This is a genomic window from Streptomyces sp. NPDC001732 (assembly GCF_053596315.1).
In genome coordinates, this window is the sequence record NZ_JBSFFY010000006.1 from 132,511 (window position 1) to 159,131 (window position 26,621).

The following is a 26,621-nucleotide window of genomic DNA, read 5'->3' on the forward strand; positions in this document are numbered from 1 at the left end:
TGCGAGGGCAGGGGTCGGCGCGGAACGGCCGCGGGCGCTCGCGCCGCCCGAGCCGTGCCGTACCGCGCCTTCCTGTTCCGTACCGCCCCGTTCCGTGCCCTCCCGTGCCGTACGGGGCCGGGGAACGGATCGTCAGTCGCCGCCCCCGAACGCCGCGTCGAACGAGGCGGCGGGCGGCTCGAAGTCGTACCGTTTCAGCGTGGCCAGCGCCTCCGGCGCCCCCACCAGCCGGTCCATCCCGGCGTCCTCCCACTCCACGGAGACCGGCCCCTCGTAGCCGATGGACCGCAGCATCCGGAAGACGTCCTCCCACGGCACGTCGCCGTGCCCGGCCGAGACGAAGTCCCAGCCGCGCCGCGGATCGCCCCACGGCAGGTGCGAGCCGAGCCGCCCGTTGCGGCCGTCCAGCCGTCTGCGCGCCTCCTTGCAGTCCACGTGGTAGATCCGGTCCCGGAAGTCGTACAGGAAGCCGACCGGGTCCAGGTCCTGCCAGACGAAGTGGCTCGGGTCGAAGTTCAGCCCGAACGCCGCCCGGTGGCCGACGGCCTCCAGGGCGCGGTGCGTGGTCCAGTAGTCGTACGCGATCTCACTGGGGTGCACCTCGTGGGCGAACCGCACGCCCTGCGCGTCGAAGACGTCCAGGATCGGGTTCCAGCGCTCGGCGAAGTCCTCGTAGCCCCGCTCGATCATGTGCGGCGGGACCGGCGGGAACATCGCGACCAGGTGCCAGATCGACGACCCGGTGAAGCCGATCACGGTGCGGACCCCGAAGGCGGCAGCCGCACGCGCGGTGTCCTTGATCTCCTCGGCGGCCCTGCGACGCACCCCCTCGGGCTCGCCGTCCCCCCAGATCCGCGCGGGCAGGATTCCCCGGTGCCGCTCGTCGATGGGATCGTCGCAGACGGCCTGGCCGACGAGGTGGTTGGAGATCGCCCAGCACTTCAGCCCGTACTTGTCGAGCAGTTGCCGTCGGCCGTCCAGGTAGCCGGGGTCGGCGAGCGCCTTGTCGACCTCGAAGTGGTCGCCCCAGCAGGCGAGTTCGAGTCCGTCGTAGCCGAAGTCCCGGGCGAGCCGGCAGACCTCCTCCAGCGGCAGGTCCGCCCACTGGCCGGTGAAGAGCGTGAAGGGACGGGGCATGAGCGGGCCTCCTAGGGAACCACGGGGGTGTGTACGGAGTTGTTCGCGGCGCTCTCCGCCACCGCCGCGAGCACTCGCTGCACCTGGAGTCCGTCGGCGAACGACGGGGCGGGGGCAGTGCCTTCGGCGATCGCCCGCACCAGGTCGCGGGCCTGGTGGACGAAGGTGTGCTCGTAGCCGAGGGCGTGGCCGGGCGGCCACCACGCCTCCAGATAGGGGTGTTGGGGTTCGGTGACCAGGACGCGCCGGAACCCTGCCGTGGCGGCGGGTTCGGTGTGGTCGTGGAAGGCCAGTTCGTTGAGCCGTTCCAGGTCGAAGGCGAGCGAGCCGCGCTCCCCGTTGATCTCCAGCCGCAGCGCGTTCTTCCGGCCGGCCGCCATCCGGGTCGTCTCGAACGAGGCCAGCGCCCCGGAGGCGAGCCGGCCGGTGAACAGGGCCGCGTCGTCGACGGTCACCGCCCCGCGCGCGGCCGGTCCGGCGGCGCCGGGGCCTTCGGCCGACGGGCCCGCGGGCAGCGGCCGTTCGCGTACGAACGTCTCGCTGACCGCCGACACCCCGACCAGCGGCTCCCCCGCCAGGTACTGGGCCAGGTCCACGATGTGCGCGCCCAGGTCGCCGAGGGCTCCCGAGCCGGCGCGTTCCCGTTCGAGCCGCCAGGTGAGCGGCGTCTCCGGGTCGACGAGCCAGTCCTGGAGGTAGGCGGCGCGGACGTGCCGCAGGGCCCCGAGCCGTCCCCCGGCGATCAGCTGCCGGGCGTGGGCGATCGCGGGCACCCGGCGGTAGTTGAAGCCCACCATCGCGACCTGGCCGCGCCCCGCCGCGCGTTCCGCGGCCTCGGCCATCGCCTCGGCCTCGGCGACCGCGTTGGCGAGCGGCTTCTCGCACAGCACGTGCTTGCCCGCCTCCAGTGCGGCGATGGCGATCTCGGCATGGCTGTCGCCGGGGGTGCAGATGTCGACGAGCTGCACGTCGTCCCGCGCGACCAGGGCCCGCCAGTCGGTCTCCGCCGCGGCCCAGCCGTGCCGGGCGGCCGCCGCGTCGACCGCGGCCCGGTCGCGTCCGCAGATCGCGGCGAGCACCGGCCTCATCGGCAGCTCGAAGACGTGTCCCGCGGTGCGCCACCCCTGCGAGTGGGCGGCACCCATGAACGCGTATCCGACCATGCCGATACCGAGCACCGGCGCGCTCGTCGTCGGCCGGTGCGGCGGCGGCGCTGCGGCCTCCTGGTCCGTCTCTTCCCTGCGGGCCATCCGGGCTTCCTCCTCGTCGGTCGTTCGGTGGGTGCGGCGGGAGGTCACGGCCCTCCCCCGGGGCGGATCAGCTGAAGCCCGTCGGCAGGTACTGGTCGATGTTCTCCTTGGTGACCACGGCCGAGTAGAGGGTGAGGCTGGTCGGGATCTCCTGCTCGGCCAGTCCGCCGACGCCCTTGCCCTGGGCGAGGGCGCGGGCCAGGTCGATGGCGGACGCGGCCATCGTCGGCGGGTAGAGGACGGTGGCCTTCAGGACGCTGTTGTCGGCCTTGATGGCGTCCATCGCGGACCTGGCACCGGCGCCGCCGACCATCAGGAACTCGTCCCGGCCCGCCTGCTGGATGGCGCGCAGCGCACCCACGCCCTGGTCGTCGTCGTGGTTCCACAGCGCGTCGATCCGCTTCTGCGCCTGGAGGAGCTGGGCCATCTTCGCCTGGCCCGACTCGACGGTGAACTCGGCGGCCTGACGGGCCACCAGCTCGATGCCCGGGTAGTTCTTCAGCGCGTCGGCGAAACCCTGGCTGCGCTGTTTGGTGAGCTCCAGGTTGTCGATGCCGGCCAGCTCGACGACCTTGGCCCCCTTCTTGTCCTTGAGCTGTTCGCCGATGTACGTACCGGCGTTGAGGCCCATGCCGTAGTTGTCGCCGCCGACCCAGCAGCGGTACGCCTGCGGGGAGGCGAAGATCCGGTCCAGGTTGATCACGGGGATGCCCGCCCGCATGGCCTCCAGCCCGACCTGGGTGAGCGCCTTGCCGTCGGCCGGGAGGACGACGAGGACGTCGACCTTCTTGTTGATGAGGGTCTTGACCTGGCCGATCTGGGCGGCGGTGTCGTTGGAGCCCTCGGTGGTCTCCAGCGTCACCTCGGAGTACTCGGCCGCCCGGGACCTGGCGTTCTCGTTGATGGCGTTGAGCCAGCCGTGGTCGGCCTGCGGGCCCGCGAAGCCGATGGTGACGGGCTTGCCGGGCTTGTCGTCGGCGGCGGGGGCGTTGCTCTTCGCGGTGCCCTCGCTCTTGGGGTCGTTGCTGGTGCAGGCGGTGAGGAGGGCGCCCGCGGAGACGGCGGCGGTACCGAGGAGCAGTCGTCTGCGGCTGGTTTCCGGCATGGCTGTCGAACCCTTCGTCCGGTGCGTGGCATGTCTCGGGGGAGAGCGGGTGGGGTGAGGTGGCGAGGTGCGGGGCGGAGGCGGTGCGGACCGCCGGGTCAGGTCTCGCCGTGTGCCGATGTGCGGCGCTGGACCAGGACGGCGGCGACGATGATCGCGCCCTTGGCGATCTGCTGGACGTCGCTCTGGAGGTTGTTGAGCGCGAAGATGTTGGTGATGGTGGTGAAGACCAGGACGCCGAGCACGGAGCCGACGATGGTGCCGCGTCCGCCGCTGAGCAGGGTGCCGCCGATGATCGCGGCGGCGATGGCGTCGAGCTCGTACAGATTGCCGTTGGTGTTCTGCCCCGAGCCGGACAGGACGATCAGCATGAAGGCGGCGATGCCGCAGCACAGCCCGGAGAGCAGATAGAGCAGGAGCCGCTGTCTGCGCACGTCGATGCCGGCCAGCCTGGCCGCCTCGGCGTTGCCGCCGACCGCGACCGTGCGACGGCCGAAGGTGGTGCGGTTCAGGACCAGCCAGCCGATGACGGTGACCGCGGCGAACATCATGACCAGCGGCGGGACGCCGAGGACGTACGAGTCGGGCAGGCCCAGGTCGAGGACCGACTGGACGGTGACGATCTGGGTCTTGCCGTCGGTGATCTGGAGGGCGAGCCCGCGGGCCGAGGCGAGCATGGCCAGCGTCGCGATGAACGGCACCATCCGCCCGTACGCGACGAGCAGGCCGTTCACCAGCCCCGTGCAGAGCCCGACGACCACGGCGGTGAAGGCGATGCCGGCGAAGCCGTACTCCTGGGTGGCGACCGTGGTCGCCCAGACGGAGGCCAGCGCGACCATCGCGCCGACCGACAGATCGATGCCGCCGCTGGTGATGACGAACGTCATCCCGACGGTGACGACACCGATGACGGACGCCTGGGTCAGGATCAGCTGGAGGTTCCCGGTGTCCAGGAAGGCGTCGGGCTCGGTGATGCCGCCGACGGCGATCAGTACGGCGAGGACGCCGAGGAGCGAGAGGTTGCGGACGTCGGCGCGCGGCCGGAAGGTGCGCGCGGGTGCGTCCTCCTTCCCGGCCGCGGAGACCGGGGCGGGGGCGGCCCCCTTGTCCGGCCCGCCCTGCTGCGCCGGGGAGACGGGCTGTGTCATGACGTCGGGCTCCCTTCCATCACCAGGTCCAGTACGCGGTGCTCGTCGAGCTCCCGGGCGTCCGCCGTGTGCACGACGCGGCCCTCGCGGAGCACCAGCACCCGGTCGGCGAGGCCCAGTACCTCGGGCACCTCGCTGGAGACGAGCAGAACGGCGAGGCCCTCGTCGGCCAGTCGGCGGATCACGGCGTAGAGCTCGGCGCGGGCGCCGACGTCGACGCCGCGCGTCGGTTCGTCCAGCAGCAGGACCCGGCAGCCGCGCAGCAGCCAGCGGGCCAGGACCGCCTTCTGCTGGTTGCCGCCGGAGAGCGTGCGGACGGGGGTGTCCGGGTTGTCGGGGCGCAGGGAGAGTTCGCGGGTGGCGGCGCGGGCCGCCCGGCGCTCGGCTCCCCGGTCGATCCAGCCGGCCCGGGAGAACCGGGGCATCGAGGAGACGGAGACGTTGCGGGTGACGGATTCGAGCATCAGCAGGGCCTGCGCCTTGCGTTCCTCGGGGGCGAGGCCGATTCCGGCGGCGACGGCCGCGCGGACGCTGCCGGGCCTCAGCGGCAGGCCGGCCACCAGGACCCGGCCGGAGCTCGGTCTGCGGGCACCGTAGACGGTCTCCAGGATCTCCGAGCGCCCCGAACCGACGAGCCCGGCCAGACCGACGATCTCGCCCGGTCTCAACTCCAGGTCCACCGAGGCGAATTCGCCCTTCCTCGCCAGCCCCTCGACCCGCAGTACGGGCTCCGTCGCCGGGTCCGCGCGCTGCGCCGGGCGCGGCGGGAAGACGTACTCGACGGTGCGGCCGGTCATCATGGCAACGATGTCGCGTGTCGGTGTGGACCGGGCGGGCAGTCCCACGGCGACGGCACGCCCGTCCTTGAGCACGGTCACCCGGTCGCCGATGCGGCGGATCTCCTCCAGGCGGTGGGAGATGTACACGACGGCGACGCCGTCGGCGGTGAGGGAGGCGACGACGCGGAAGAGGTTGTCGACCTCGTCGGGGTCGAGCGCGGCGGACGGCTCGTCCATCACGATGAGCCGTACGTCGTGGGAGAGCGCCCGTGCCATGGAGACGATCTGCCGCTGGGCCGCGGACAGTTCGCCGACCGGGCGGGCCGGGTCGATCTCCGGGTGGCCGAGCCGTTTCAGCAGTGCGGCGGCAAAGTCGCGGGCCGCGCGGGTGCGCACGACGAAGCGGGCGGTGGTGGGCTCGTGGCCGAGGAAGACGTTCTCGGCGACCGACAGGCCCTCCACCAGGTCGAGTTCCTGGTAGATGGTGGCGATGCCCAGCCGCATCGCGGCGATGGGCGACTTGAGCGTCACCGGTGCGCCGTGCCAGGTGATCTCGCCGCCGTCGGGCTGGTGGGCCCCGGCGAGCACCTTGATGAGGGTGGACTTCCCGGCGCCGTTCTGCCCGAGGAGACAGTGGACCTCACCGGCCCGGACCTCCAGGTCCACGCCGCCCAGGGCGCGCACTCCGGGAAACGACTTGGTGATGCCGGACATGGTGAGCAGTGGTGGTTCTGGTGCCATGACGAATCCCCTCGGCGGGTGCGACGCGGCCGGTGAGCGGGCAGGGCGGTACCAGGTGCGGTGGTGCGGGTGTTCCGGCGCCCCCGGGGTTTCCGGGGTGCGTCCGTGCGTGGCCGGTCCCGGGTCAGGCCGGCGAGAAGAGGTGGTCGCTGATGAGCCGGGCGGCGCCGATCACTCCGGCGGCCGGTCCCAACTCCCCCAGCACGATGGGGAGGTTGCCGGTGGCCAACGGCAGGGACTTCCGGTAGACCTGGGTCCGGACGCTGGCGAGGAGGGTGTGGCCGAGCCCGGTCACACCGCCGCCGATCACCACCAGGCCGGGGTTGAAGAAACTGACGAGTCCCGCGATGACCTGGCCGACCCGGTTGCCGCCCTCCCGGATCAGGTCGAGCGAGGTGGCGTCGCCGGCGGCCGCGGCGGCGGCCACGTCGGCGGCGGTGAGGCGAGCGGCCGTCTCCAGCCGGGTGGCCAGCTCCGCCGACCGGCCGGTGCGGGCCGCCTCCTCGGCGTCGCGGGCGAGCGCGGCACCGCTGAAGTGGGCTTCCAGGCATCCCCGGTTGCCGCAGGCGCAGGCGCGCCCCTCGGGTTCGACCTGGATGTGGCCGATGTCCCCGGCGCTTCCCGTCGTACCCCGGTGGACCTCTCCGCCGACGACGATGCCGCAGCCGATGCCCGTACCGATCTTGACGCAGAGGAAGTCGCCCACGGAACGGGCGACGCCCGCGTGCTGCTCCCCCATCGCCATCAGGTTCACGTCGTTGTCGACCATGACCGGGCAGCCCAGTTCCTGGCTGAGCGCCTCGCGGACCGGGAAGCCGTCCCAGCCGGGCATGATCGGCGGTGCCACCGGCACGCCCTCGGGGAAGCGGACCGGTCCGGGTACGCCGATGCCCGCGCCGTCGAAGCCCTCGGCGAGCCCCGAGGCCCGGAGCTTGGCCGCCATGGACAGCACCTGCTCGAAGACGGCGACGGGCCCCTCGCGTACGTCCATGGGGTGGTTGAGGTGGCCCAGCACCTCCAACTCTGCGTTGGTGACCGCCACATCGACGGATGTGGCACCGATGTCGACACCGAGGAAGCGCAGTTGCGGGGCGAGCCGGATGTTGTGCGAGCGGCGCCCGCCGCGCGAGGCGGCGAGCCCGTCGGCCACGACCAGTCCGGTCTCCAGCAGCCTGTCGACCTCGACGGCGAGCTTGGAACGGGAGAGATCGACCTGATCCCCCAGCTGTGCCCGCGAGTTGGGCCCGCCGTCGCGCAACAGCCTGAGCAGTCGCGCCTGATGCGCGTTCGCGGGTCGTGCCGTCATGCGTCTCACGCGCCCCTCCCCGCCACATCGGCCTGTCCGTCGGGCTTTCGAGGGGAACGTAGCAGTGGTTGCCGGGAGTGGGAAGAAGTTGCGCAGGAATCCGTAGCAACTTTCTCCACACCGAGGACAAAGGCGCGGGACGGCGGAACGGGGGCGGCACCACCGGGCCGGTTGTTGCGGCAGGCGCCGTCGCCCTCCCGGTCGGACGGCTCGTACTTGGCGCACTTCTCCGGGACGAAGACCTTCCAGGAACCCTTCGCGGGGTCCCACGTGGAGGTGCGCCGGCCCGCCCCCTGTTTCCGGCAGGCCGTGGGCCTCCGCCGGACGCGGAGCTCACGGAACGCCTGCCGGCGGCGTCCCCTGGGGGCCGCCGCCGGACCGGTGCACGCAGTGATGACGGCTGTGTTCCCCGGCCCGCCACCAGCCCTTGCGTCCTGCTGCAACGGTTGGACAACCCGCCGGGAACCGGCCCGGCGGGCGCCCCGTCACCTGAGGATTCCGGCCTGCCGGGCAGCCCGCAGCCAGGAGGGGAACTCCGACAGGACCCTGTCGTACAGCTCCTGGTCGGAGATCTTCTCGATGTCGTCGACGGCGAAGAAGCCGACGTTGTCCACCCGGCGGCCCGGCATGGTGTCGAAGCGTTCCAGGACGCCGTACTGCGAACTGCCGAGGCCGACGAACTGCCAGAACACCGGCTCCTCGGCGGCGGCCCGCAGCTCCTGCTCGATCTCCTTGTTGCGGTAGACCCCACCGTCCGAGAAGAACAGGACCAGGGTCGGGTCGGACACCGGATGCGCCCGCACATGGGCCCGCACCTCGGCGATGACCTTCTGCTCCTCGTTCTGGATGCCGACGGTGCGCATGTCGATCTGGCCGGGCAGCAGCCCCTTCGGCGGCTTCCTGCGGATGAAGCCGCCGCTCTGTCCCCCGCGCACGTGCAGCCCGAGCCACTCCGGCAGGTCGCCCACGGCCAGATCGGGCAGCCGGGCCGGATTCGTGGCGAAGGTCCACGCCTGCATCTCGCCGTCGTCGTCGAGCTGCGCCGCGACGGCCACCATCCGCTCGACGACACCGGCCACCGTGCCCCGCCGGTAGAGCCCGCTCATCGAGCCCGAGGCGTCCAGGACGACGACGACCCGGGCCCTCAGGTCCGCGGCGCCGTGCTTGCTCAGGCTGACCAGGACCTGCTGCTTGCGCAGCGACAGGCGCTTGCGCATGTCCACGGGGAGGCGTTCCTCGCCCTTGGTGAGCCGGAGGGCGGGCCCGGCGTCGGCGTGCCCCGGCGGGGGCGGCGCCGGAACACCGGCCGGGACCGGGGGCGGGGCGGGCATCGCGACCGCCCCGGGCGGAGGCGGGGGCGGCGTCCCCGGCGGGAGCAGTGCTCCGGCCATCGGCGCGGGCGCCGGCCCGGACGCGGGCGGCTCGTCGTCGACGGTGATGCCGAAGTCGGTCGCCAGTCCCGCCAGACCGCTCGCATAACCCTGTCCGACCGCCCGGAACTTCCAGCCGCCGTCGCGCCGGTAGAGCTCGCCGCCGACCAGGGCGGTCTCCGGCCCCGCGGACATCTCGAACCGGGCCAGCTCGGCGCCGGACGCCGCGTCGAGCAGCCGCAGGTGCAGTCCCGGGACCTGGCCGAACGTGCCGCCCTCGGCGGACGCGCAGAGCGCGACGCGTTCGACGTCGGGCCCCAGCGCCCCCGGACGGACCTCCAGCGTGTCGGTGCCGGGCTGCTTGCCGAGGTGGGTCACGGCGCCCGAGGCGTGCCGTGGCTGGTTGTAGAAGACGAAGTCGTCGTCGGACCGCACCCGTCCGCCGCTGGTCAGCAGCAGCGCGGAAGCGTCCACATCCGGCACGCCGGGCCCTGTCGACCAGCCGAGCACCGCCCTGACCGCGGCGGCCTCGACCGGCATGTTGGCGCCCTTGCTCAGTATCGTCACACCGGCCAGTGTGCCTGCCGCCCGGCGCGTCCGCGCGGACGGTCCCGGTGAGGGGCCCGCCGGGAGCCGACGGGCCTCGACGGGGCGTCGGCGCTCAGGGGCAGCGGATCACCTGGCCCGCGTACGAGAGGTTGCCGCCGAAACCGAAGAGCAGGGCGGGGGCGCCGCTGTGGACCTCGCCGCGCTCCACCAGTTTGGACAGGGCCATCGGGATCGAGGCCGCGGACGTGTTGCCGGAGTCCACGACGTCCCGGGCGACGACCGCGTTGACCGCACCGATCTTCCTGGCGACCGGCTCGACGATCCTCAGATTGGCCTGGTGCAGCACCACGGCGCCCAGCTCCTCCGGGGCGACTCCGGCCTTCTCGCACACCTTGCGGGCGATGGGCGGCAGCTGGGTGGTGGCCCAGCGGTAGACGGACTGCCCCTCCTGCGCGAAACGGGGCGGCGTCCCCTCGATCCGTACCGCGTTGCCCATCTCCGGCACCGATCCCCACAGGACGGGGCCGATCCCGGGCCGGTCGGTACCGTCCGGTTCCGCGACGACGACCGCCGCACCGGCCCCGTCGCCGAGCAGGACGCAGGTGCTGCGGTCGGTCCAGTCGGCGATGTCCGCCATCTTGTCGGCCCCGATGACGAGGACCCGTTCGGCCGCCCCGGCCCGGATCGCGTGGTCGGCGGTGGCGAGGGCGTGGGTGAAGCCGGAGCAGACCACGTTGATGTCCATCACCGCGGGCGAGCCCATCCCGAGCCGGGCGGCGACCCGCGCCGACATGCTCGGCGAGCGGTCGATCGCGGTGGAGGTGGCGACGAGGACCAGATCGACCTCGGCCGGCTGGAGCCCGGCCGCGGCGAGCGCCTTGGCCCCCGCGTGCGCGGCCAGCTCGTCCACCGGCTCGTCGGGGCCCCCGATGTGACGGGTCCTGATGCCGACGCGGCTGGTGATCCACTCGTCGCTGGTGTCGACCATGGCCGCCAGGTCGTCGTTGGTGAGCACCTTGGCGGGCTGGTAGTGGCCGAGCGCCACGACACGTGAGCCGGTCATGTACGGGATCCCCTCGCTACGTATGGCAGGAACCATCCAGTCTTGGTCGCTACCGCCGGGTACGGGGGCACGTGTTCCCACAGGAATAGCGCCCGGCCGTTGGAGGCTTGACAACAGTCCCATCCGACCCTTGCGGCACACGGCTCACAGCCGCGTCCTCGCGTGCAGGACAATGGGACCGCCGGGGTCACCGCTCCGCACGACACTCCGGTGACCTGCGGCGACCTCCACATCGAGGGCCGGTCCGGCTTCCGCGGCGTTCCGGCCTCCATCACGCAAGGAGTCGGGTCAGCCGCCATGGGACGGGTCACCGAGCGCCGCCGCACCATCCGCATCCGGGACGGGGCGGTCTCCGCCCGCCCCGACACGCTCGTCGCCGAGGAGCCGCTGGAGATCCGGCTGAACGGCAGGCCGCTCGCCATCACGATGCGCACGCCGGGGGACGACTTCGCGCTCGCGGCGGGCTTCCTGGTGAGCGAGGGCGTCGTCGGCGACGGCTCCGAGGTGCGGTCGATCGTCTACTGTGCCGGTGCGACGGCGGACGGCGTCAACACGTACAACGTGGTGGACGTGCAGCTCGCCCCCGGTGTGGCGGTCCCCGACATCACCCTCGAACGCAATGTGTACACCACCTCGTCCTGCGGGCTGTGCGGCAAGGCGAGCCTGGACGCGGTACGCACCTCGACCCGGCACCCGATCGCCGACGCTCCCCCGGTCCGGGTCGAGCCCGCCCTGCTCTCCGCCCTCCCCGACCGGCTGCGCGCCGCCCAGCGGGTCTTCGACCGGACCGGCGGGCTGCACGCGGCGGCGCTGTTCTCCGAGACGGGCGAGCTGCTCGACGTCCGGGAGGACGTCGGCCGGCACAACGCGGTGGACAAGCTGGTCGGCCGGGCCCTGACCGACCACCGGCTGCCACTGTCCCGGGCGATCCTGCTGGTGTCGGGGCGGGCCTCGTTCGAGCTGGCCCAGAAGGCGGTGATGGCCGGGATCCCGGTGCTCGCCGCGGTCTCGGCGCCGTCCTCCCTCGCCGTCGACCTGGCGGACGAGACCGGGCTGACCCTGGTGGGCTTCCTGCGGGGCCCCTCCATGAACGTGTACGCGGGCGAACACCGCATCGCCCTGCCGACAAAGGCCGCCCGGGACTGAGCGCGCTCGGGGGCCGGGACCGCCCGGGGCCGAGGGCTCCGGGGGACCCGGACCACCGGGGACCGGGATCGCCCGCCCGCCGGGCGGGGCTGCCGTGCAGGGCTGCCGGGAGGCCCGGTCAGCTCGCGACGGCGGGCTCCCGCGCCACCGCCCCGACCGTGGCGTCCGCCTCCTGCGGGTCGCGCGAGCGGCGCTTGGCGAGCACCGCGCACACCATCAGCTGCATCTGGTGGAAGAGCATGAGCGGCAGCACGGCGAGGGAGGCCTGCGCCCCGAACAGGACGCTCGCCATCGGCAGCCCGGCGGCCAGGCTCTTCTTCGACCCGGCGAACTGGACGGCGATCCGGTCCTCCCGCCCGAAGCCGAGCCGCTTGGCCCCGTACCAGCTGATCGTGAGCATCAGCGCGAGCAGCAGCGCCTCGACAGCGAGCAGCGCGCCGAGCCTGGCCGGGGTGACCCGGTGCCAGATGCCCGCGGCCATGCCCGCGCTGAAGGCCGTGTAGACGACGAGCAGGATCGAGCCCCGGTCGACCCGTCCGAGGACCTTCTTGTGACGGGTGACGAAACCGCCGATCCAGCGGCGCAACAACTGACCGGCGACGAACGGCAGCAGCAGTTGGCCCCCGATCCTCAGCAGCGCGTCCGCCGAGAACCCGCCGCCGTCGTTGCCGAGCAGGACGGCCGCGAGCAGCGGGGTGAGGAAGATCCCGGCGATCGAGGAGAAGGAGCCCGCACAGATCGCGGCGGACACGTTGCCGCGGGCGATCGAGGTGAAGGCGATCGACGACTGGATGGTCGACGGGACGAGGCAGAGGAAGAGGAGACCGCTGTGCAGCTGCGGCGTCAGGACGTACGGGACCAGTCCCCGGGCCGCCAGTCCGAGCAGCGGGAATGCGACGAAGGTGCAGATCAGCACGGTGAGGTGGAGCCGCCAGTGCTTGAGACCCGCCAGGGCCTCGTCGGTGGAGAGCCGGGCCCCGTACAGGAAGAAGAGCAGGGCGACGGCTCCGGTCGAGGCGCCCTTCGCCACCTCCGCGGCGGTCCCCGAGACGGGCAGTGCCGCCGCGAGCGCCACCGTGCCGATCAGGGCCAGGACGTACGGGTCGATCGGCGGCCGGGACGGCAGCTTCGGGGTGCGACGGCTCATGTGCTCCACGTGTCCTCTTGGTTCGGGTCCGGCCAGCACCATGCTGCTCCCGGTCCGCGCGATCGGGAATCCCGTACACCGCTCTGACTGCCATCACGTTCGGCGATAGCCTGGGGACATGTACGACCCGGCGCAGTTGCGTACCTTCCTCGCCGTCGCCCAGACGCTGAGCTTCACCCAGGCGGCCCGGCGGCTGGGGGTGCGGCAGTCCACGGTGAGCCAGCACGTACGGCGGCTGGAGGAGGCGGCGGGGCGGCAGCTGTTCGCCCGGGACACGCACCGGGTGGACCTCACCGTGGACGGTGAGGCGATGCTCGGTTTCGCGCGGACGATACTCGACGCCCATGAGCGGGCCGCGGCCTTCTTCACCGGGACCCGGCTGCGCGGGCGGCTGCGGTTCGGGGCCTCCGAGGACTTCGTGCTGACCCGGCTGCCGGAGATCCTGGAGGCGTTCCGCCACGACCACCCGGAGGTCGATCTGGAGCTGACGGTGGAGCTGTCCGGGACGCTGCACCAGCGCCTCGCGGCCGGCCGGCTCGACCTCGTCCTGGCCAAGCGGCGCACCGGGGACACGCACGGCGAGCTGGTCCGGCGGGACACGCTGGCCTGGATCGGCGCGCCGCGGCTGCGGATCGACCCGGACCGGCCGGTTCCACTGGTGCTGTTCCCGCCGCCGGGCATCACCCGGGCCCGCGCCCTGGAGGTCCTGGAGGAGCACGGCCGGCCCTGGCGGATCGCCTGCACCAGCGCCAGCCTGAGCGGACTGGTCGCGGCGGCCCGCGCGGGGCTGGGCGTGATGGCCCACAGCCGGGGGCTGATCCCGCCGGGGCTGGTGCCGGTCCCGGCCAGGGCGGGGCTGCCGGAGTTGGGCGGGGTGGACTTCGTCCTGTCGCACGGCCACCGGCGCGAAGGGGCGCGCGAGGCCGCCGACGCCCTGGCGGCGGCGATCCTCGCGGGCGGCGACCGGCTGGTCCGGGAGGCCGGGGCGGCCGGTCCGGGAGGCGGGCGGGACGGCGTCTGACCACCGGCCCGCAGGGGGCCGGGCGATGGCGGAGGCCCGCTCCGTCCCGGCCGGACGACCACGGGCGAACTACCCCGTACCGGCCGGTGGCGGGAGTGGCAGCGGCGTACAGATTCGGTGGAGATTCCGGCGCCGGGCCGCCGCTCCGCGGTCCCGGCCGCGCCCGAGCCTTGCCCATCTGGCCGGATTTCGGCGGCTGACCTGTGCATATGCCATGCGGTCCGCCGGACCGGGGCCCTCCCGTCCCGCCGCTCTGTGGGGTAGCGTCACGGCGCTGTGCGGAGCGCCACGAGGAGCAGGTCATTGCGCGAGTTCACTGTCCCACCCATGGCGGCCGCGCCCCTCGTGGGCGGGCTGGCCGACTCGGTGTTCGACCAGGCCGAGGAGGACCCGCACCGGGTTGCGCTCGGCCGCAAGGACGCGCACGGAAACTGGCGGGATGTCACCGCTGCCGCGTTCCGCGACGAGGTGCTGGCGCTCGCCAAGGGGCTGATCGCCCACGGCGTCAGATTCGGCGACCGGGTGGCTCTGATGTCGCGCACGTGCTACGAGTGGACGCTCTTCGACCTCGCCCTGTGGTCGGTCGGCGCGCAGTCCGTGCCGGTCTATCCGACGTCCTCGGCCGAGCAGGTGCTGTGGATGCTGCACGACGCCGATGTGTCCGCCGTCGTGGTCGAGCACGAGGACCACGCGATGACCGTCGCGTCGGTGATCGACCGGCTGCCCCGGCTCGAACGGCTGTGGCAGCTGGACGCCGACGCGGTGGCCGACCTGATCGCCGCGGGCGCGCAGCTCGAGGACGAGGTGGTGCACCGCCACCGGCGCGCGGTGACGCCCGATTCGGTGGCGACCGTCATCTACACGTCGGGGACGACGGGCCGTCCCAAGGGCTGTGTGATCACCCATGCCAACTTCATGTTCGAGACGGACACCATCATCTCCCGCTGGACGGAGGTGTTCCGCTCCACTCCGGGCGACGAGGCGTCCACCCTGCTTTTCCTGCCGCTGTCCCACATCTTCGGCCGGATGGTCGAGGTCGCGGCGCTCCGCGGCCGGGTGCGGCTGGGCCATCAGCCGGAGATGTCGGCCAGGGCGCTGATGCCGGATCTGGTGTCGTTCCGGCCGACGTTCGTCCTGGCGGTGCCGTACGTCTTCGAGAAGGTCTTCGACGCCGCCCGGCGCAGGGCCGAGGCGGAGGGCCGGGCGGGGCCGTTCGACAAGGCGGTGGACGTCGCCGTGAAGTACGCCGAGGCGATGGAGGAACGGGCCTTCAGGACCGGCCCCGGGCCGTCCGCCGGGCTGCGGATGCAGCACCAGTTCTTCGACAGGGTCGTGTACCGGAAGGTGCGCGAGGCGATGGGCGGCCGGATCCGGCACGCCATGTCCGGCGGTTCGGGCATGGAGCGGCGGCTAGGGCTGTTCTTCGAGGGGGCGGGCGTCCGGATCTACGAGGGGTACGGGCTGACCGAGACGTCCGCCGCGGCCACCGCCAATCCGCCGGAGCGCCCCCGGTACGGGACGGTGGGGCAGCCGATCCCCGGCACGACCGTGCACATCGCCGAGGACGGCGAGGTGTGGGTGCACGGCGACCATGTGTTCTCCGGTTACCTCGGCGATCCCGCCTCCACCGACGCGGTGCTGCGCGACGGCTGGCTGTCCACCGGCGACCTGGGGTCGCTCGACGGGGACGGCTTCCTGACGATCACCGGGCGGAAGAAGGAGATCCTGGTGACCTCGGGCGGCAAGAGCGTGTCGCCGAGCGGTCTGGAGGAGCGGGTGCGGGCGCATCCGCTGGTCGCGCAGTGCATCGTGGTCGGCAACGACCGGCCGTACATCGCGGCGCTGGTCACGGTCGACCAGGAGGCGGTGGACCACTGGCTGTCGATGCAGGGGCGGACGCCGCTGGAGCCGCGGGAGCTGGTGCGCGACCCGGGCCTGGAGATGGAGATCCGGCGGGCGGTGGTGGCCGCCAACACGGCGGTCTCGCAGGCCGAGTCGATCCGTACGTTCCGGATCCTGGCCCATCCGTTCAGCGAGGAGCACGGTCTGCTCACCCCGTCGCTGAAGCTGAAGCGCAGGGCGATCGAGACGGCGTACGCGGCGGAGGTCGACGCGCTGTACCACTGAGGCACCGAGGTGCCCCGGCGGTACAGCGCGTACGACGTGCCGTGCGGTACCGGGCCGGGGTCTTTCGTTCGGATCAGGCCGAGGCACGCGAGCCCGGCATGATCCGCACGAGAGGCCCTAGGTGATCGAGACGCGGAACAGCTTGTCCGAGCCGTCCGGTTCGTTGCCCTTGTTGTCGCAGTTGGTGGTGGACAGCCACAGTTGGTCCCGGCCGGGCACCGCGGTGACGGTGCGCAGCCTGCCGTACGTGCCGACGTAGTAGGCGCTCGGCGTGCCGAGGTTCTCGGTGTCACCGGTGATCGGCACCCGCCACAGCCGTTCGCCCTTCAGGGCGGCCATGTAGATGACGTTGCGGACGATGGCGATTCCGCTGGGCGACGCCTCGGAGATGTTCCAGGTCTTCTTCGGATTGGTCATGCCGGACGTGGTGCAGGTGCCCTCGCAGATGGGCCAGCCGTAGTTCTTGCCCGGCTTGATGAGGTTGAGTTCGTCCTTCTTGCTGTCGCCGAACTCCGCTTCCCACAGGCGGCCGTTGCGGTCGAAGGCGAGTCCCTGCGGGTTGCGGTGGCCGTAGCTGTAGACGTGGTTGCCGAACGGGTTGCCGGGGGCGGGCTTCCCGTCCGTGGTCATCCGCAGGATCTTGCCGTTCAGAGAGTTCTTGTCCTGGGCGAGGTCGGGGGTCTGCGCTTCGCCGGTCGAGGCGTACAGGTAGCCGTCGGGGCCGAAGGCGAGCCGTCCGCCGTTGTGGTAGCGGCTCTTCTTGATGCCCCGGAGCAGGACCTGGTACCCGCCGAGCGAGCTGCCGTCGTAGGTCATCCGGGCGATCCGGTTGCCCTCCGACGCGGTGTGCATGAAGTACACGTGGTGGTTGGTGGACCACTTCGGGTCGACGGCGACGCCGAGCAGGCCGCCCTCGCCGTCGGTCGTGACCGCCTCGGGCACCGACCCGACCTGGGTCCGGGCGCCGTCGGTCGTGGCCCTGAAGACCTTGAAGCCGTCCCGTTCGGTGACCAGGGCGGTCTTTCCGTCGGGCATCCAGTGGGTGCCCCAGGGAATGGACCAGCCGGTGGAGACGGTGGTGATGCCGGACGGGACGCCGCCGTCGGTGGCGCAGTCCGGGGTGGTGAAGGTGACCGCGTTGCCCGGCGGGGAGGTGTTGCCCGCCGCGTCCTTGGCGACGACGTCCAGGGTGTACGGACTGGCGCAGGCGAGCCCGGTGAGGGTGGTCGTGGTGGCCGGCGGGGTGCCGGTCACGGTCTTGTAGACGGTGCTGCCGCTGCGCACCTCGTAGGCGGTGACGGCCTTGTCGTCCGTGGACGCGCCCCAGTTCAGGACGACGCTGTTCGCGGTGAGGTCCGAGGCCGACAGGGTGCCGGGGGCCGAGGGCGCGGTGGTGTCGTCGCTGCGCAGGGTGGTGCAGTCCACGATCGGGCTGACCGACGACACGTTGCCGGCCGCGTCACGGGCGAACAGGGTGAGGTTGTACGTGGTGCCGGGGGCGAGGCCCGTCAGGTTCTTCGTGGTGGCGGTGCCGGGGGCCTCGCCGAACTTGTTGCCGTGTTCGTAGATGTCGTACGCGGCGACGCCCACGTCGTCCGTGGACGCGGTCCAGTTCAGCGTGATGCTGTTCTCGGTGATTCCCGTGCAGGTGGGCTGCCCGGGGGCGGTGGGCGCCCCGGTGTCCGAGGGGGTGACCGTGACGTCGAGGTAGTCGAGGTTGGGCAGCCCGTCGGCCGTCGTGGACGTCAGCCGGATCTTGTTGCCGCCCGCCTTCAGCGGGGTGGTGAGGGTCGAGGTGGCCCAGGTGTTCCAGTCGGTGGTGGCGCCGAAGGTGCGGGCCGCCGAGACGACCGTGCCGTCGACGGCGATGTCGGCGGACCGGTCGGCCGCCGTGCCGTTGGAGTACCGGACGGCGATCCTCCCGGTTCCCGCGGCGGCCGCGGTGACGGTGAACTCCACGTAACTGCCCACGACGTTGTCGCCGTTGACGAAGCCCGTGCCCGAGTAGCCGGAGTGGTTGGACTCGGCCGCGCCCTTGACGATCGTCGCGGCCTCCGCCTCGTACCGGGTGGCGGCTGCGGACGCGGACCGCGGAACCGCCTGCACCGGGGTGGTGCAGAGCAGCACGGCCGCGAGGGCCGCCGCTTTGCCCCGTAACGCGGTGAGCGTTCTGGCGTGCATCTGCGAACCTCCCTCAGGGAACCCAGTAGTTGCCGGATGCGACGATCATCGTCTGCAGCTGGACGCTCGCGCCGTAGTAGAGACCGGGGTCGATCGGGGTGGTGGTGAGCTTGTCCCACAGCGCGTCGAGCCATGCCTGGGAGCCGGGGTCGGTCAGGGCGGTCACGACGAACGGGGCGGTGAACGCCATGTCGTTGCCGTCGTCGAACGCCGAGCCGTTCAGGTGGTAGCCGCTGCCGATCCGGTCCGGGTCACCGCCGGTGGCGGTCTTGATCCAGGAGTTGAGCCTGCGGGCCGCGGCGAGCGAGGCGGCGTCCCCGCTGGTGACGGCGTCGGTGCCGATGCGCCACGGGTCGCGGCAGGCGTTCCAGGAGTAGTCGCCGTCGTTGGGCGATTCGAGCACCTCGCCCGGCGCGGGCTTGGGCGTGCCGTTGGTGTTGACGACGAAGTCCGCCAACAGCCCGGTGTCGGGCGCGTACTTGGACTGCTGGGAGGTGATCAGCTTCTGATGGGCCGTGCGCACGGTGTCCCAGGTGTTGTCGCCGGTGGCGGTCCTGAAGGCGCGGAAGTGGTCGATCATCCAGTCCGAGGAGCGGGTCATCCAGTAGTGGGACTCGCCGGAGTCCGACCAGTCGCCGAACAGCATCAGGTGCGTGGTCGGGTTGACCTCGCTCTCCTTGATGGCGTTGATGTGCTTGATCGCGAGGTCCTTGTAGTCGTACGTGCCGGTGGAGCCCCACTGCTTGTCGGCGAGGAGCAGGCCGTAGGCGACGTCGAGGTCCCCGTCGGTCGCGGAGTCGGAGCCGTCGACGCTCCTGCAGGAGGCGTCCTGTTCGGCGGCGAGGAGGTCGGGGTTGTTCACCGAGGGGTGGGCCAGCATGTACTTGACCATGCCGTCGAAGACGGTCTTCGCCTGCGGGTCGGCGCCCGCCATCGTGGCGGTGACGACCATGCCGTAGCCCTGGGCCTCGGCGACGTAGAGGTGGTCGGCGTCCGGCGAGACGACCTCGTACCAGCCGTTGCCGCAGTTCTGCCGGACGAACGCGGACTTCCAGGCGTTGTACGCCTGGATCACGGCCTGGTCGAGCGTGGACTGCGAGCCGGACGGCTTCAGCGTCCCCGCCGCGTAGGGGAATGCGTGGCTGCCGAAGGGCACCGCGGGGCCGCCGGTGGCGGGGAGCCCGACGTCGATGCGGTCGAGGTTGGGGCCGCCGTTCGCCGTGGTCGCGGTGGCCCGGACGGTGTTGGTCCCGGCGGCGAGGCGGACGCCGACGGTCTTCGTCGCCCAGGTGTCCCAGGAGCCGGTGGAGCCGAACGGGACGTCGGACGCGACGACGGTGCCGTTGACGCTGATGTCCATCGGGCGGCCGGTGGTGGTTCCGTTGGCGTAGCGGATGGCGAGCGAGTCGCCGCCGGCCGGGGTGTCCACCGTGAACTCCACTGACGATCCGACGGCGTTGGTGTAGTCGACGAAACCGGTGCCGGAGTAGCCGGTGTGGTTCGTCGCCACGGCGGCCCGGGTCAGCCGGGCGTCCTCGGCCTCGTACCGGGTGGCCGCCGCGGTCGCGGACGACGGGGTGGCCACCGCCGCGGCGGACGGCACGGCGAGCAGGGGCAGGAGCAGACAGCCGACGCCGGTGAGGACTGCCGCCGAGCGGCGTGGGGGTGCGGCAGGGTGCACGGGTGTTCCCTTCCGGTTCTCGATGTTAGGAAAGGTTCCTAACCGATACTGCATGGGATTCCCTGCGGGGCGATCTGTCAATGCCCCTCGCGGGCCCAAATCCCGGAAGTTGCAGGCGAGTTGAGCGGTGCGCGGGCAGCCCTCGGAGAGCGACGAGCCACCCCGCCGCCCCGGCCGGACGGGAGCGCGCCACCCCCTGGCGCCACAGCCGCGGAAGCCGCGGTCGGCCGCACGGCTCCCCTCGACCATTTGTTCATAAGGATGTCCGATGTTCAGCAATGTGCTCAAGCGTCGCGTGATGACGGGGTCCGGTCAATGACTTGGACGGATGCGGCCCGGGAGATCCGTACGGACGGAGCCGGAGGAATACGCACAGGAGGACCCGAGGAGTGCGTACGGGAGGGCCGGCGGGCCCGGCGGAGCGGCACGCGGCCGGGCGCCGGGACCGGCGGGGACCAGGAGGCCGGTTCGGAACATCGGGCGGCGGGGAATGCATGGCGCGCCTCGATCGTTCCCCATGCACGTACCACCCGACGACGTAAGGATCGACCGCTCGTGAGCCAGGTCCCCTCCATCACCCTCAACAACGGCGTCGAGATGCCGCAGCTCGGGTACGGCGTCTGGCAGGTGCCGGACGACGAGGCCGAGAAGGCGGTCGCGACGGCCATCGAGTCCGGGTACCGGAGCATCGACACCGCCGCGATCTACGAGAACGAGCGGGGCACGGGCAAGGCCGTTGCGGCCTGCGGCCTCCCCCGCGAGGAACTCTTCGTCACCACCAAGCTGTGGAACGACGACCAGGGTCACGACGCGACCCTGCGCGCCTTCGACGCCTCGCTCGACAGGCTGGGGCTCGACTACGTCGACCTGTACCTGATCCACTGGCCGGTGCCCGCCAAGGACGCGTACATCGACACGTACAAGGCCTTCGAGAAGATCTGCTCCGAGGGCCGCGCGAAGGCCATCGGCGTCTCGAACTTCCTGCCCGAGCACCTGGAGCGCCTGCTCGGCGAGACCTCCGTGGTCCCGGTGCTCAACCAGATCGAGCTCCACCCGCAGCTCCAGCAGGCCGAGTCGCGCGCCTTCCACGCCGAACACGGCATCAGGACCGAGGCGTGGTCGCCGCTGGGCCAGGGCAAGGGCCTCCTGGAGGTCCCGACGATCGTCGCGATCGCCCGGAAGCACGACCGCACGCCCGCCCAGGTGGTGCTCCGCTGGCACCTCCAGATCGGCAACGTGGTGATCCCGAAGTCCGTGACGCCGTCCCGGATCGCGGAGAACATCGACGTGTTCGGCTTCGAGCTGGACGCGGACGACCTGGCCGCGCTCGCCGCACTCGACGAGGGCAAGCGCCTCGGCCCGGACCCCGCCGAGTTCAACGTCGGGGCCTGACCCCCCTCCTCCGTACCGCCGAAGCGCACCGTACGACGCGGCGGCGAAGCACACGGCACAGCAGCGCCGGGGTGCGCCTTCGCGCCCGCCCCGGCGGAAGACGGCACAGACCGCCGCCCGGCCTCCGCGCCGGGCGGCGGTCTGCTACGCGGAAGGACCGGAACATGAACGGGGACGGCGCGCCCGTCGTCGCAGCGGGCCGCTACCGGCTGCGCAACGTGGGCAGCGGACTGCTGCTGGGGGTGCACGGCGCCGCCAAGGGCGGCGGTGCGCCGGTCCGGCAGGCCGAGGAGAGCGGCTCGCCGGACCAGCTCTGGCAGCTCTCGCCGGTGCACGAGGGCTCGGCGCTGTACCACCTGGTCAATGTCCACAGCGGGAAACGGCTGGACGTGGCCGGCGCCTCCACCGAGAACGGCGCCGTGATCCAGCAGTGGCGGGCCAACAACTACGGCGCCCAGGAGTGGCTGATCGAGCGGCACCTGGAGGCGCCGGGGGTGGTGACGCTGATCAGCTTCGTCAGTGGCCTCGTCCTCGAAGTGGCCGACGGCAGCACGGCGGACGGCGCCCGTGTCCAGCAGTGGGAGGACACCGACTCCCCCGCCCAGTGGTGGCGACTGGAACCGGTACGGGACACCCCCGGGCCATAGGCCGGGTACGGGCGGCAGGAACGGGGACGCGCCGGGGACGGGTGGGGGACGTGTACGGGTGCGCGGGACATGTGCGGATGCGCGGGGTACGCGCGGATGTGCGGATGCGTGCGGACCGGGATTCGGGTGGCCCTTCGGGGCCGCGCCGCCCGGCCCGTCACCCATCCGGGCCAAGAGGGCCCGCCGACCTTCCGGCGGCCGGGACATGGACGGCGTCTGCCACGCCGACGCCACGTTCTGCCGCCCGGTCGCCGGGCTCCGTCGAGGGCCACGATCCGAGAACGAATCCGGAAGCGGAGTCCCGGAGCCGAAAAGGAACCGGAACCCGGCAACTGCGTACGGTGCGGCTGTTCCGGTCGGCTGGCAGTGCCTCACCGTCCGGCTTTACTATGATTTAGCAGGCGTTCGGGCTTGTTCAGTCTTCGTTCAGGTGCGGGTATCCGAGCGGGTCGCCCCGCCCGGATACCCTGACTGGAGCCCCGGCCCGATTCCGGCGGGCCGGGGTTCTACGTCAACCGAGCGAATCGGTCACCAGTCACGGCCGCCCTTGTCACGGTCCTCGTCGAAGTGATGCTTGATCACCCGGAAGCTGCCCACCACTCCGTTGTCGACCCACACGCCACCCTTGACGTGACCCGGGTGCACTCCGTCGCTGGAGCTGTGCGGTCCGACGGTGGCGATGGGGGCGCCGTTGTCGCAGGTGGCCCCGCGGAAGACCTCGACGGTCCGGCGGCTGTCGTTGCGGATGTTGAGGCTCTTGGAACCGAGACCGCTGACCACGGTCACGCAGCCGCCCAGCTCGTCGGAGTACGTCCGCTCGTTGATGTGGATGCGGCCGAAGTAGTCACGGTCACGACCCTCCTCGTGGCCACGCCGCTCGAAGCCCTTGCCCTCGAACTCCTTGCCCTCGTTGCCCTTGCCCTCGTTGCCCTTGCCGACGTCGCCGCCACCGAGAGCCGAACCGGGGACAGCCTGCTGGACGACGGGCTGAGCCACCTCGACCGGCGCGGAGCTGGCGGCCGAGGCGTAGGTGATGCCAGTGGCGGCCAGGGCCGCAGCGGCCGCGACGGCGGCCGTGACGATGGTGGAACGGGTGATCATGTTGCTTCTCCTGTCTCAGATCGATCGACCGAGCAGTCGATCTGAGAACGAACGTACTGACGATCCGCAAACCTGTCATATCGGACACGGGGCAGGTAGGCGTCGGCACCCTGGTCGAGCTACATGAAGTACGCCATATGCTATTTTCATATCATTCTATGATGCATCAACTTCCGCTTTTCATTGGCGAATTGATCCGGCATTAGCCTGCTCAGGGGACTTTCTGATGCCTGCTCACCCCGGCGGAAGCGTGTCTTGCCTTGACACGGTCCGGCCGGCGGCCGGTCCACCGCCCACCGCCCGGAAACTCGGCAGGTCAGCAGGGGTGGACCGGATCCGCGCCGGGGCTCCCGTCAGCCGCGCCGGCCCAGGTGCACGGTGCGCACCGAGAGCAGGAAGAGGTCGGGGCGGCGGCGCAGCCCGGCCGGATCGTCGGGGTCGAGCAGCCGGTCGAGCACGGCGGCGTCCTCGGCCGTGAGGTACTCCACGAAGGCCTCGCGCCGCCGGGTGAACTCGATGACGGCGTGCTCGCGGACCTGTTCGGAGACCGGTGCCGGGAGGTCGAGCAGGAAACTGCGGGTGCCCTGCGGTTCCAGCCCCACCGCGGCGAACAGGGCGCTCCAGTCCTCGGACTCCCGCTTGGTGCCGGGCAGCGCCGCCCGCATGTCCTCGAACCGGTCCGTGTTGATCGCTTCGAGCCTGGTCTCCAGTCCCGGCCGCCCCATGCCGATGTCGCGCGGCAGCTGACGGGGCTGCAGCCCGCCCTCGACCAGGGCGACGGTCCCGCCGGGGCGCAGCAGTCCGGCGAGCGTGGCGAGCGCGGCACGCTGGTCGCCCATGTGGTGCAGGGTGTTGCCCGCCCAGATCAGGTCCGCCTCGCCCAGTCCGTCGAGGTCGTCGGGGAGGTCGGCCTGCCGTACGCGGACCCGGTCGGCCAGGCCGAGCCGTTCGGCGCGCTCCCCGGTGCGTTCCAGGAGTGCCGGGGTGCCGTCGACGGCGACGACCTCCGCCCCGGGGAACATCTCGGCGAGCAGGCAGGTGATCACGCCGGGGCCGCTGCCGATGTCGAGCACCCGGCGCACCTGCGGGGCCGTGGGAAGCCCGGCGATCCAGCGGGCCGCCTCCTCGTACTGCGGGCGGCTGATCTCGGCGTTCTGCTCCAGCAGCGGCCCCATGACGTCCCAGTCGATGCCGTCGGGAGTCCCGTGGCCCGGGTGGCCGTGCCGGCCGTGGGCGGGGTTCTGGTGGTGGCGGGGGGCGGGGGCGGCGCTCTCGTGACGGCCGTGTCCGGTGTGCTGGTTCATGGGAACAGCCTCACCCCCCGCCCGGCTCCCGGGCGAGATTTGTTGCCGGTCCGGCAAAGCCGCCTCCCGCACGGCGCCGGTCGGCGCGGGGGCTCCCCCGCGCCCCGACCCACCGGACGACGGCGAGGGGTCGTATCACCGCAATCGAGGGGACGCCTCCAGGACACATCCCACCGAATCGTCACCGGGATATTGCCGGTGGGCCCCTGGGCCCATAACTTGCGTTTATGGAGCTGGAGTTGCGCCATCTGCGAACCGTACGTGCCATTGCCGACACCGGAAGCCTGACCAAGGCGGCCGCGACCCTCGGGCTCGCCCAGCCCGCGCTGAGCGCGCAGCTGCGCCGGATCGAGAAAGCGCTCGGCGGCCCGCTCTTCGACCGGGACCACACCGGTGCCCGGCCCACGCTCCTCGGTGAGCTGGTGCTCGAACGGGCCCGGGTGGTGCTGCCCGCGGTGAGCGAGCTCCAGGAGGAGGCGGTGCGGTTCGCCAATGCCTGGGGCGCGATGGAGCGCTTCCGGCTGGGCGGTACGCACGGGCCGCTGCTGGGCGGTCTCGTGGACCGGCTGGTCGCCGCGCATCCGACCGCGCCGGTCTCGACGTACACCTCCTGGTCGGTGGCCGAGATCGCCTCCCAGCTGGTGGAGGGGCGGCTCGACTTCGCCCTGATCGGCACCTGCGGGGAGAGCCCGCCGCCGGCGAACGACCGGCTGACGTGGCAGGTGATCGGCGTCGATCCGGTCTTCGTGATGCTGCCGGACTCCCATCCGCTCGCCGGTGAGCAGGAGCTCGACCTCTCCGCGCTGGCCGACGAGTGCTGGGCGGACGTGCCGGGCGACGGCTGTTTCGCCGACTGTTTCGTCGGGGCCTGTGCCCGTGCCGGTTTCAGTCCGGTCTCGGTGTACGAGACGGACACGGCATCCGTCGTCCATCTGGTCCAGGTGGGGCGGGCGGTGGGGCTGTGCCGGGCGACCTTCCCGCCGACGCCGGGGGTGGTGACCCGGCCGATCACCGGCTCGCCGCTGAGCTGGCGCCATCTGCTGGGCTGGCATCCGCGTTCGGCGGCGGCCGGGACGGCTGCCGGAGCCGTGAGCGGGCACACCCGGGCGGCGTACGCGGAAGCGGTGGAACGCAGTGGGACCTACACGCGCTGGCTCGCCGCGCATCCGCGGTTCGGCGCGGCGTTGTGACACGCCGCGCCGTCCCGTACCGCCCCGCGGCTACCGCGCGCCGTGTCCGGCGGCGATCGCCGTCACCCGCGCGGCCAGGTTCAGGTCCTTCTCCGTGACCGCACCACCCGCGTCGTGCGTGTTCACGGAGAGGGTGACGGTGTTGTATCCGAGGGTCAGGTCGGAGTGGTGGTTCAGCTCGTCCTGGATCGCGGCGACGTGCGCGGTCAGCCCGGCGGCAGCGAAGTGGGAGGGGAGCCGGTAGGTGCGGGTGATCCGGTCCCCCTCCAGCGACCAGCCGGGCAGATCGCCCAGACGCTCCTCGATCTCCTTCTGCGGCAGCGGTGCGGCGGGCATACGGCGACTCCCTCGTCAGCGATCGGTGCCGGTGACGTTACGGTCTGGGTATGACGACTGTCGCGCTCGACACGGGAGTAGGGCCGCTGCTGCGCAGCTGGCGGGAACAACGCAGGATCAGCCAGCTGGAGCTGGCCCTGCGCGCGGACTCCTCCGCCCGGCACATCTCCTTCATCGAAACGGGCCGCTCCCGCCCCAGCGAGGAGATGGTCCTGCGTCTCGCGGAGCATCTGGAGATCCCCGTCCGGGAACGCAACGCCCTTCTGGTGGTGGCCGGTTACGCCCCGCGCTACGCCCAGACCCCGCTCGACGACCCGGCGCTGGGCGCGCTGCGCGAGGGGGTGGAGCGGCTGCTGGAGGGGTACGAGCCGTATCCGGCGCTCGTCGTCGACGGAAAGTACGACGTGGTGGCGGCCAATCGGGGCGTCACGATGCTGCTGGACGGCATGGCCGAGCATCTGCTCGTGCCGCCGCTGAACGTCATGCGGCTCACCCTGCACCCGGAGGGCCTGGCCCCGCGCATCCGGAACCTGCGGGAGTGGCGGGCCGATCTGCTGGCGCAGATGAGGCGTCAGATCGCCCTCGCCCGGTCGGCGGAGCTGCGCGAGCTGTACGAGGAGGTCGCCGCCTATCCCGCACCGGCGGGCGGCGAGAGCCCCGGGGACGCCGAGGACACCGGGGACGGTCCCGGCTCCGCCCTCCCCTTCGCGCTGCCCATGCTGATCGAGCACGACGGGCACGTGCTCTCGTTCGTCTCCTCCATCGCGACGTTCAACACTCCGATGGACGTGACGGTGGCCGAGCTGGCGATCGAGACGTTCCTTCCCGCCGACCGGGCCACCGCCGACCGCCTTCGCTCCCTCACCCCCTGACGACCGGTGCGGCGGGGCGGGGCGCCCC

Annotated in this window: 21 protein-coding genes; 7 read left to right on the forward strand and 14 right to left on the reverse strand. The window is 72.0% G+C overall.

All coding sequences use genetic code 11. From position 1 onward, the window contains the following. Positions 1–132 precede the first annotated feature (132 nt). The 8 genes from ACWCXX_RS09515 to ACWCXX_RS09550 form a co-directional block, all read right to left on the reverse strand. Positions 133–1,137, reverse strand: coding sequence for a sugar phosphate isomerase/epimerase family protein (locus ACWCXX_RS09515; protein WP_451125759.1), 1,005 nt, complete (start codon positions 1,135–1,137; stop codon positions 133–135). Positions 1,138–1,148: 11 nt separating this feature from the next. Further along, positions 1,149–2,387, reverse strand: coding sequence for a Gfo/Idh/MocA family protein (locus ACWCXX_RS09520; protein ID WP_451125760.1), 1,239 nt, complete (start codon positions 2,385–2,387; stop codon positions 1,149–1,151). A gap of 67 nt (positions 2,388–2,454) precedes the next feature. Next, complete coding sequence (locus tag ACWCXX_RS09525) at positions 2,455–3,492, reverse strand: substrate-binding domain-containing protein (RefSeq protein WP_451125761.1); 1,038 nt, start codon at positions 3,490–3,492, stop codon at positions 2,455–2,457. Between the two features lie 98 nt (positions 3,493–3,590). Continuing rightward, entirely contained in the window at positions 3,591–4,640 is a 1,050-nt protein-coding gene (locus ACWCXX_RS09530) for an ABC transporter permease (RefSeq protein WP_451125762.1), read from the reverse strand. Then, a complete protein-coding gene (locus ACWCXX_RS09535; RefSeq protein ID WP_451125763.1) occupies positions 4,637–6,160 on the reverse strand; it encodes a sugar ABC transporter ATP-binding protein in 1,524 nt (507 codons plus the stop codon). Before ACWCXX_RS09535 ends, ACWCXX_RS09530 begins: the two co-directional genes overlap by 4 nt. A gap of 124 nt (positions 6,161–6,284) precedes the next feature. Further along, a complete protein-coding gene (locus ACWCXX_RS09540; protein WP_451125764.1) occupies positions 6,285–7,466 on the reverse strand; it encodes an ROK family protein in 1,182 nt (393 codons plus the stop codon). 485 nt (positions 7,467–7,951) lie between these two features. Continuing rightward, positions 7,952–9,403: a VWA domain-containing protein gene (locus ACWCXX_RS09545; protein ID WP_451125765.1), complete on the reverse strand. Its 1,452-nt coding sequence runs from the start codon at positions 9,401–9,403 to the stop codon at positions 7,952–7,954. Between the two features lie 94 nt (positions 9,404–9,497). Then, complete coding sequence (locus ACWCXX_RS09550; protein ID WP_451125766.1) at positions 9,498–10,448, reverse strand: beta-ketoacyl-ACP synthase III; 951 nt, start codon at positions 10,446–10,448, stop codon at positions 9,498–9,500. A 297-nt stretch (positions 10,449–10,745) separates the two neighbouring features. On the opposite strand from ACWCXX_RS09550, the gene fdhD reads away from it, so the two are divergent. Beyond that, on the forward strand, positions 10,746–11,594 hold the full coding sequence (gene fdhD, locus ACWCXX_RS09555; RefSeq protein ID WP_451125767.1) for a formate dehydrogenase accessory sulfurtransferase FdhD: 849 nt from the start codon (positions 10,746–10,748) through the stop codon (positions 11,592–11,594). A gap of 118 nt (positions 11,595–11,712) precedes the next feature. Here fdhD and ACWCXX_RS09560 read toward each other — a convergent pair whose 3' ends face one another. Then, the gene (locus ACWCXX_RS09560) at positions 11,713–12,741 is read right to left on the reverse strand and encodes a bile acid:sodium symporter family protein (protein ID WP_451125768.1); all 1,029 of its coding nucleotides are present in this window, start codon (positions 12,739–12,741) and stop codon (positions 11,713–11,715) included. A 118-nt stretch (positions 12,742–12,859) separates the two neighbouring features. Between ACWCXX_RS09560 and ACWCXX_RS09565 the strand changes: the two genes are divergently transcribed. Beyond that, entirely contained in the window at positions 12,860–13,762 is a 903-nt protein-coding gene (locus ACWCXX_RS09565) for a LysR substrate-binding domain-containing protein (protein ID WP_451125769.1), read from the forward strand. A gap of 327 nt (positions 13,763–14,089) precedes the next feature. Further along, on the forward strand, positions 14,090–15,889 hold the full coding sequence (locus ACWCXX_RS09570; RefSeq protein WP_451125770.1) for an AMP-dependent synthetase/ligase: 1,800 nt from the start codon (positions 14,090–14,092) through the stop codon (positions 15,887–15,889). Between the two features lie 117 nt (positions 15,890–16,006). On the opposite strand, the gene ACWCXX_RS09575 is transcribed toward ACWCXX_RS09570, so the two are convergent. Both ACWCXX_RS09575 and ACWCXX_RS09580 read right to left on the reverse strand, forming a co-directional pair. Further along, positions 16,007–18,070 (reverse strand): PQQ-dependent sugar dehydrogenase, encoded by a 2,064-nt coding sequence (locus tag ACWCXX_RS09575; protein WP_451125771.1) that lies wholly within the window; start codon positions 18,068–18,070, stop codon positions 16,007–16,009. A 13-nt stretch (positions 18,071–18,083) separates the two neighbouring features. Then, a complete protein-coding gene (locus tag ACWCXX_RS09580) occupies positions 18,084–19,751 on the reverse strand; it encodes a glycosyl hydrolase family 8 (RefSeq protein ID WP_451125772.1) in 1,668 nt (555 codons plus the stop codon). Between the two features lie 555 nt (positions 19,752–20,306). Between ACWCXX_RS09580 and ACWCXX_RS09585 the strand changes: the two genes are divergently transcribed. Then, positions 20,307–21,143 carry an aldo/keto reductase gene (locus ACWCXX_RS09585; RefSeq protein WP_451125773.1) on the forward strand — a complete coding sequence of 279 codons (837 nt, stop codon included), beginning with the start codon at positions 20,307–20,309 and terminating at the stop codon, positions 21,141–21,143. Between the two features lie 164 nt (positions 21,144–21,307). Further along, entirely contained in the window at positions 21,308–21,790 is a 483-nt protein-coding gene (locus tag ACWCXX_RS09590; protein ID WP_451125774.1) for an RICIN domain-containing protein, read from the forward strand. 528 nt (positions 21,791–22,318) lie between these two features. Here ACWCXX_RS09590 and ACWCXX_RS09595 read toward each other — a convergent pair. Together ACWCXX_RS09595 and ACWCXX_RS09600 are read right to left on the reverse strand one after the other, a co-directional pair. Then, the gene (locus tag ACWCXX_RS09595) at positions 22,319–22,891 is read right to left on the reverse strand and encodes a hypothetical protein (RefSeq protein WP_451125775.1); all 573 of its coding nucleotides are present in this window, start codon (positions 22,889–22,891) and stop codon (positions 22,319–22,321) included. A 353-nt stretch (positions 22,892–23,244) separates the two neighbouring features. Continuing rightward, complete coding sequence (locus ACWCXX_RS09600) at positions 23,245–24,195, reverse strand: class I SAM-dependent methyltransferase (RefSeq protein WP_451125776.1); 951 nt, start codon at positions 24,193–24,195, stop codon at positions 23,245–23,247. Between the two features lie 227 nt (positions 24,196–24,422). Between ACWCXX_RS09600 and ACWCXX_RS09605 the strand changes: the two genes are divergently transcribed. Continuing rightward, positions 24,423–25,385: a LysR family transcriptional regulator gene (locus ACWCXX_RS09605; RefSeq protein ID WP_451125777.1), complete on the forward strand. Its 963-nt coding sequence runs from the start codon at positions 24,423–24,425 to the stop codon at positions 25,383–25,385. Positions 25,386–25,415: 30 nt separating this feature from the next. Here ACWCXX_RS09605 and ACWCXX_RS09610 read toward each other — a convergent pair whose 3' ends face one another. Beyond that, the gene (locus tag ACWCXX_RS09610) at positions 25,416–25,721 is read right to left on the reverse strand and encodes a 4a-hydroxytetrahydrobiopterin dehydratase (protein WP_451125778.1); all 306 of its coding nucleotides are present in this window, start codon (positions 25,719–25,721) and stop codon (positions 25,416–25,418) included. Positions 25,722–25,771: 50 nt separating this feature from the next. Here ACWCXX_RS09610 and ACWCXX_RS09615 point away from each other — a divergent pair, with 50 nt between their 5' ends. Next, positions 25,772–26,593 (forward strand): helix-turn-helix domain-containing protein, encoded by an 822-nt coding sequence (locus ACWCXX_RS09615; protein ID WP_451125779.1) that lies wholly within the window; start codon positions 25,772–25,774, stop codon positions 26,591–26,593. Positions 26,594–26,621: the final 28 nt, after the last annotated feature.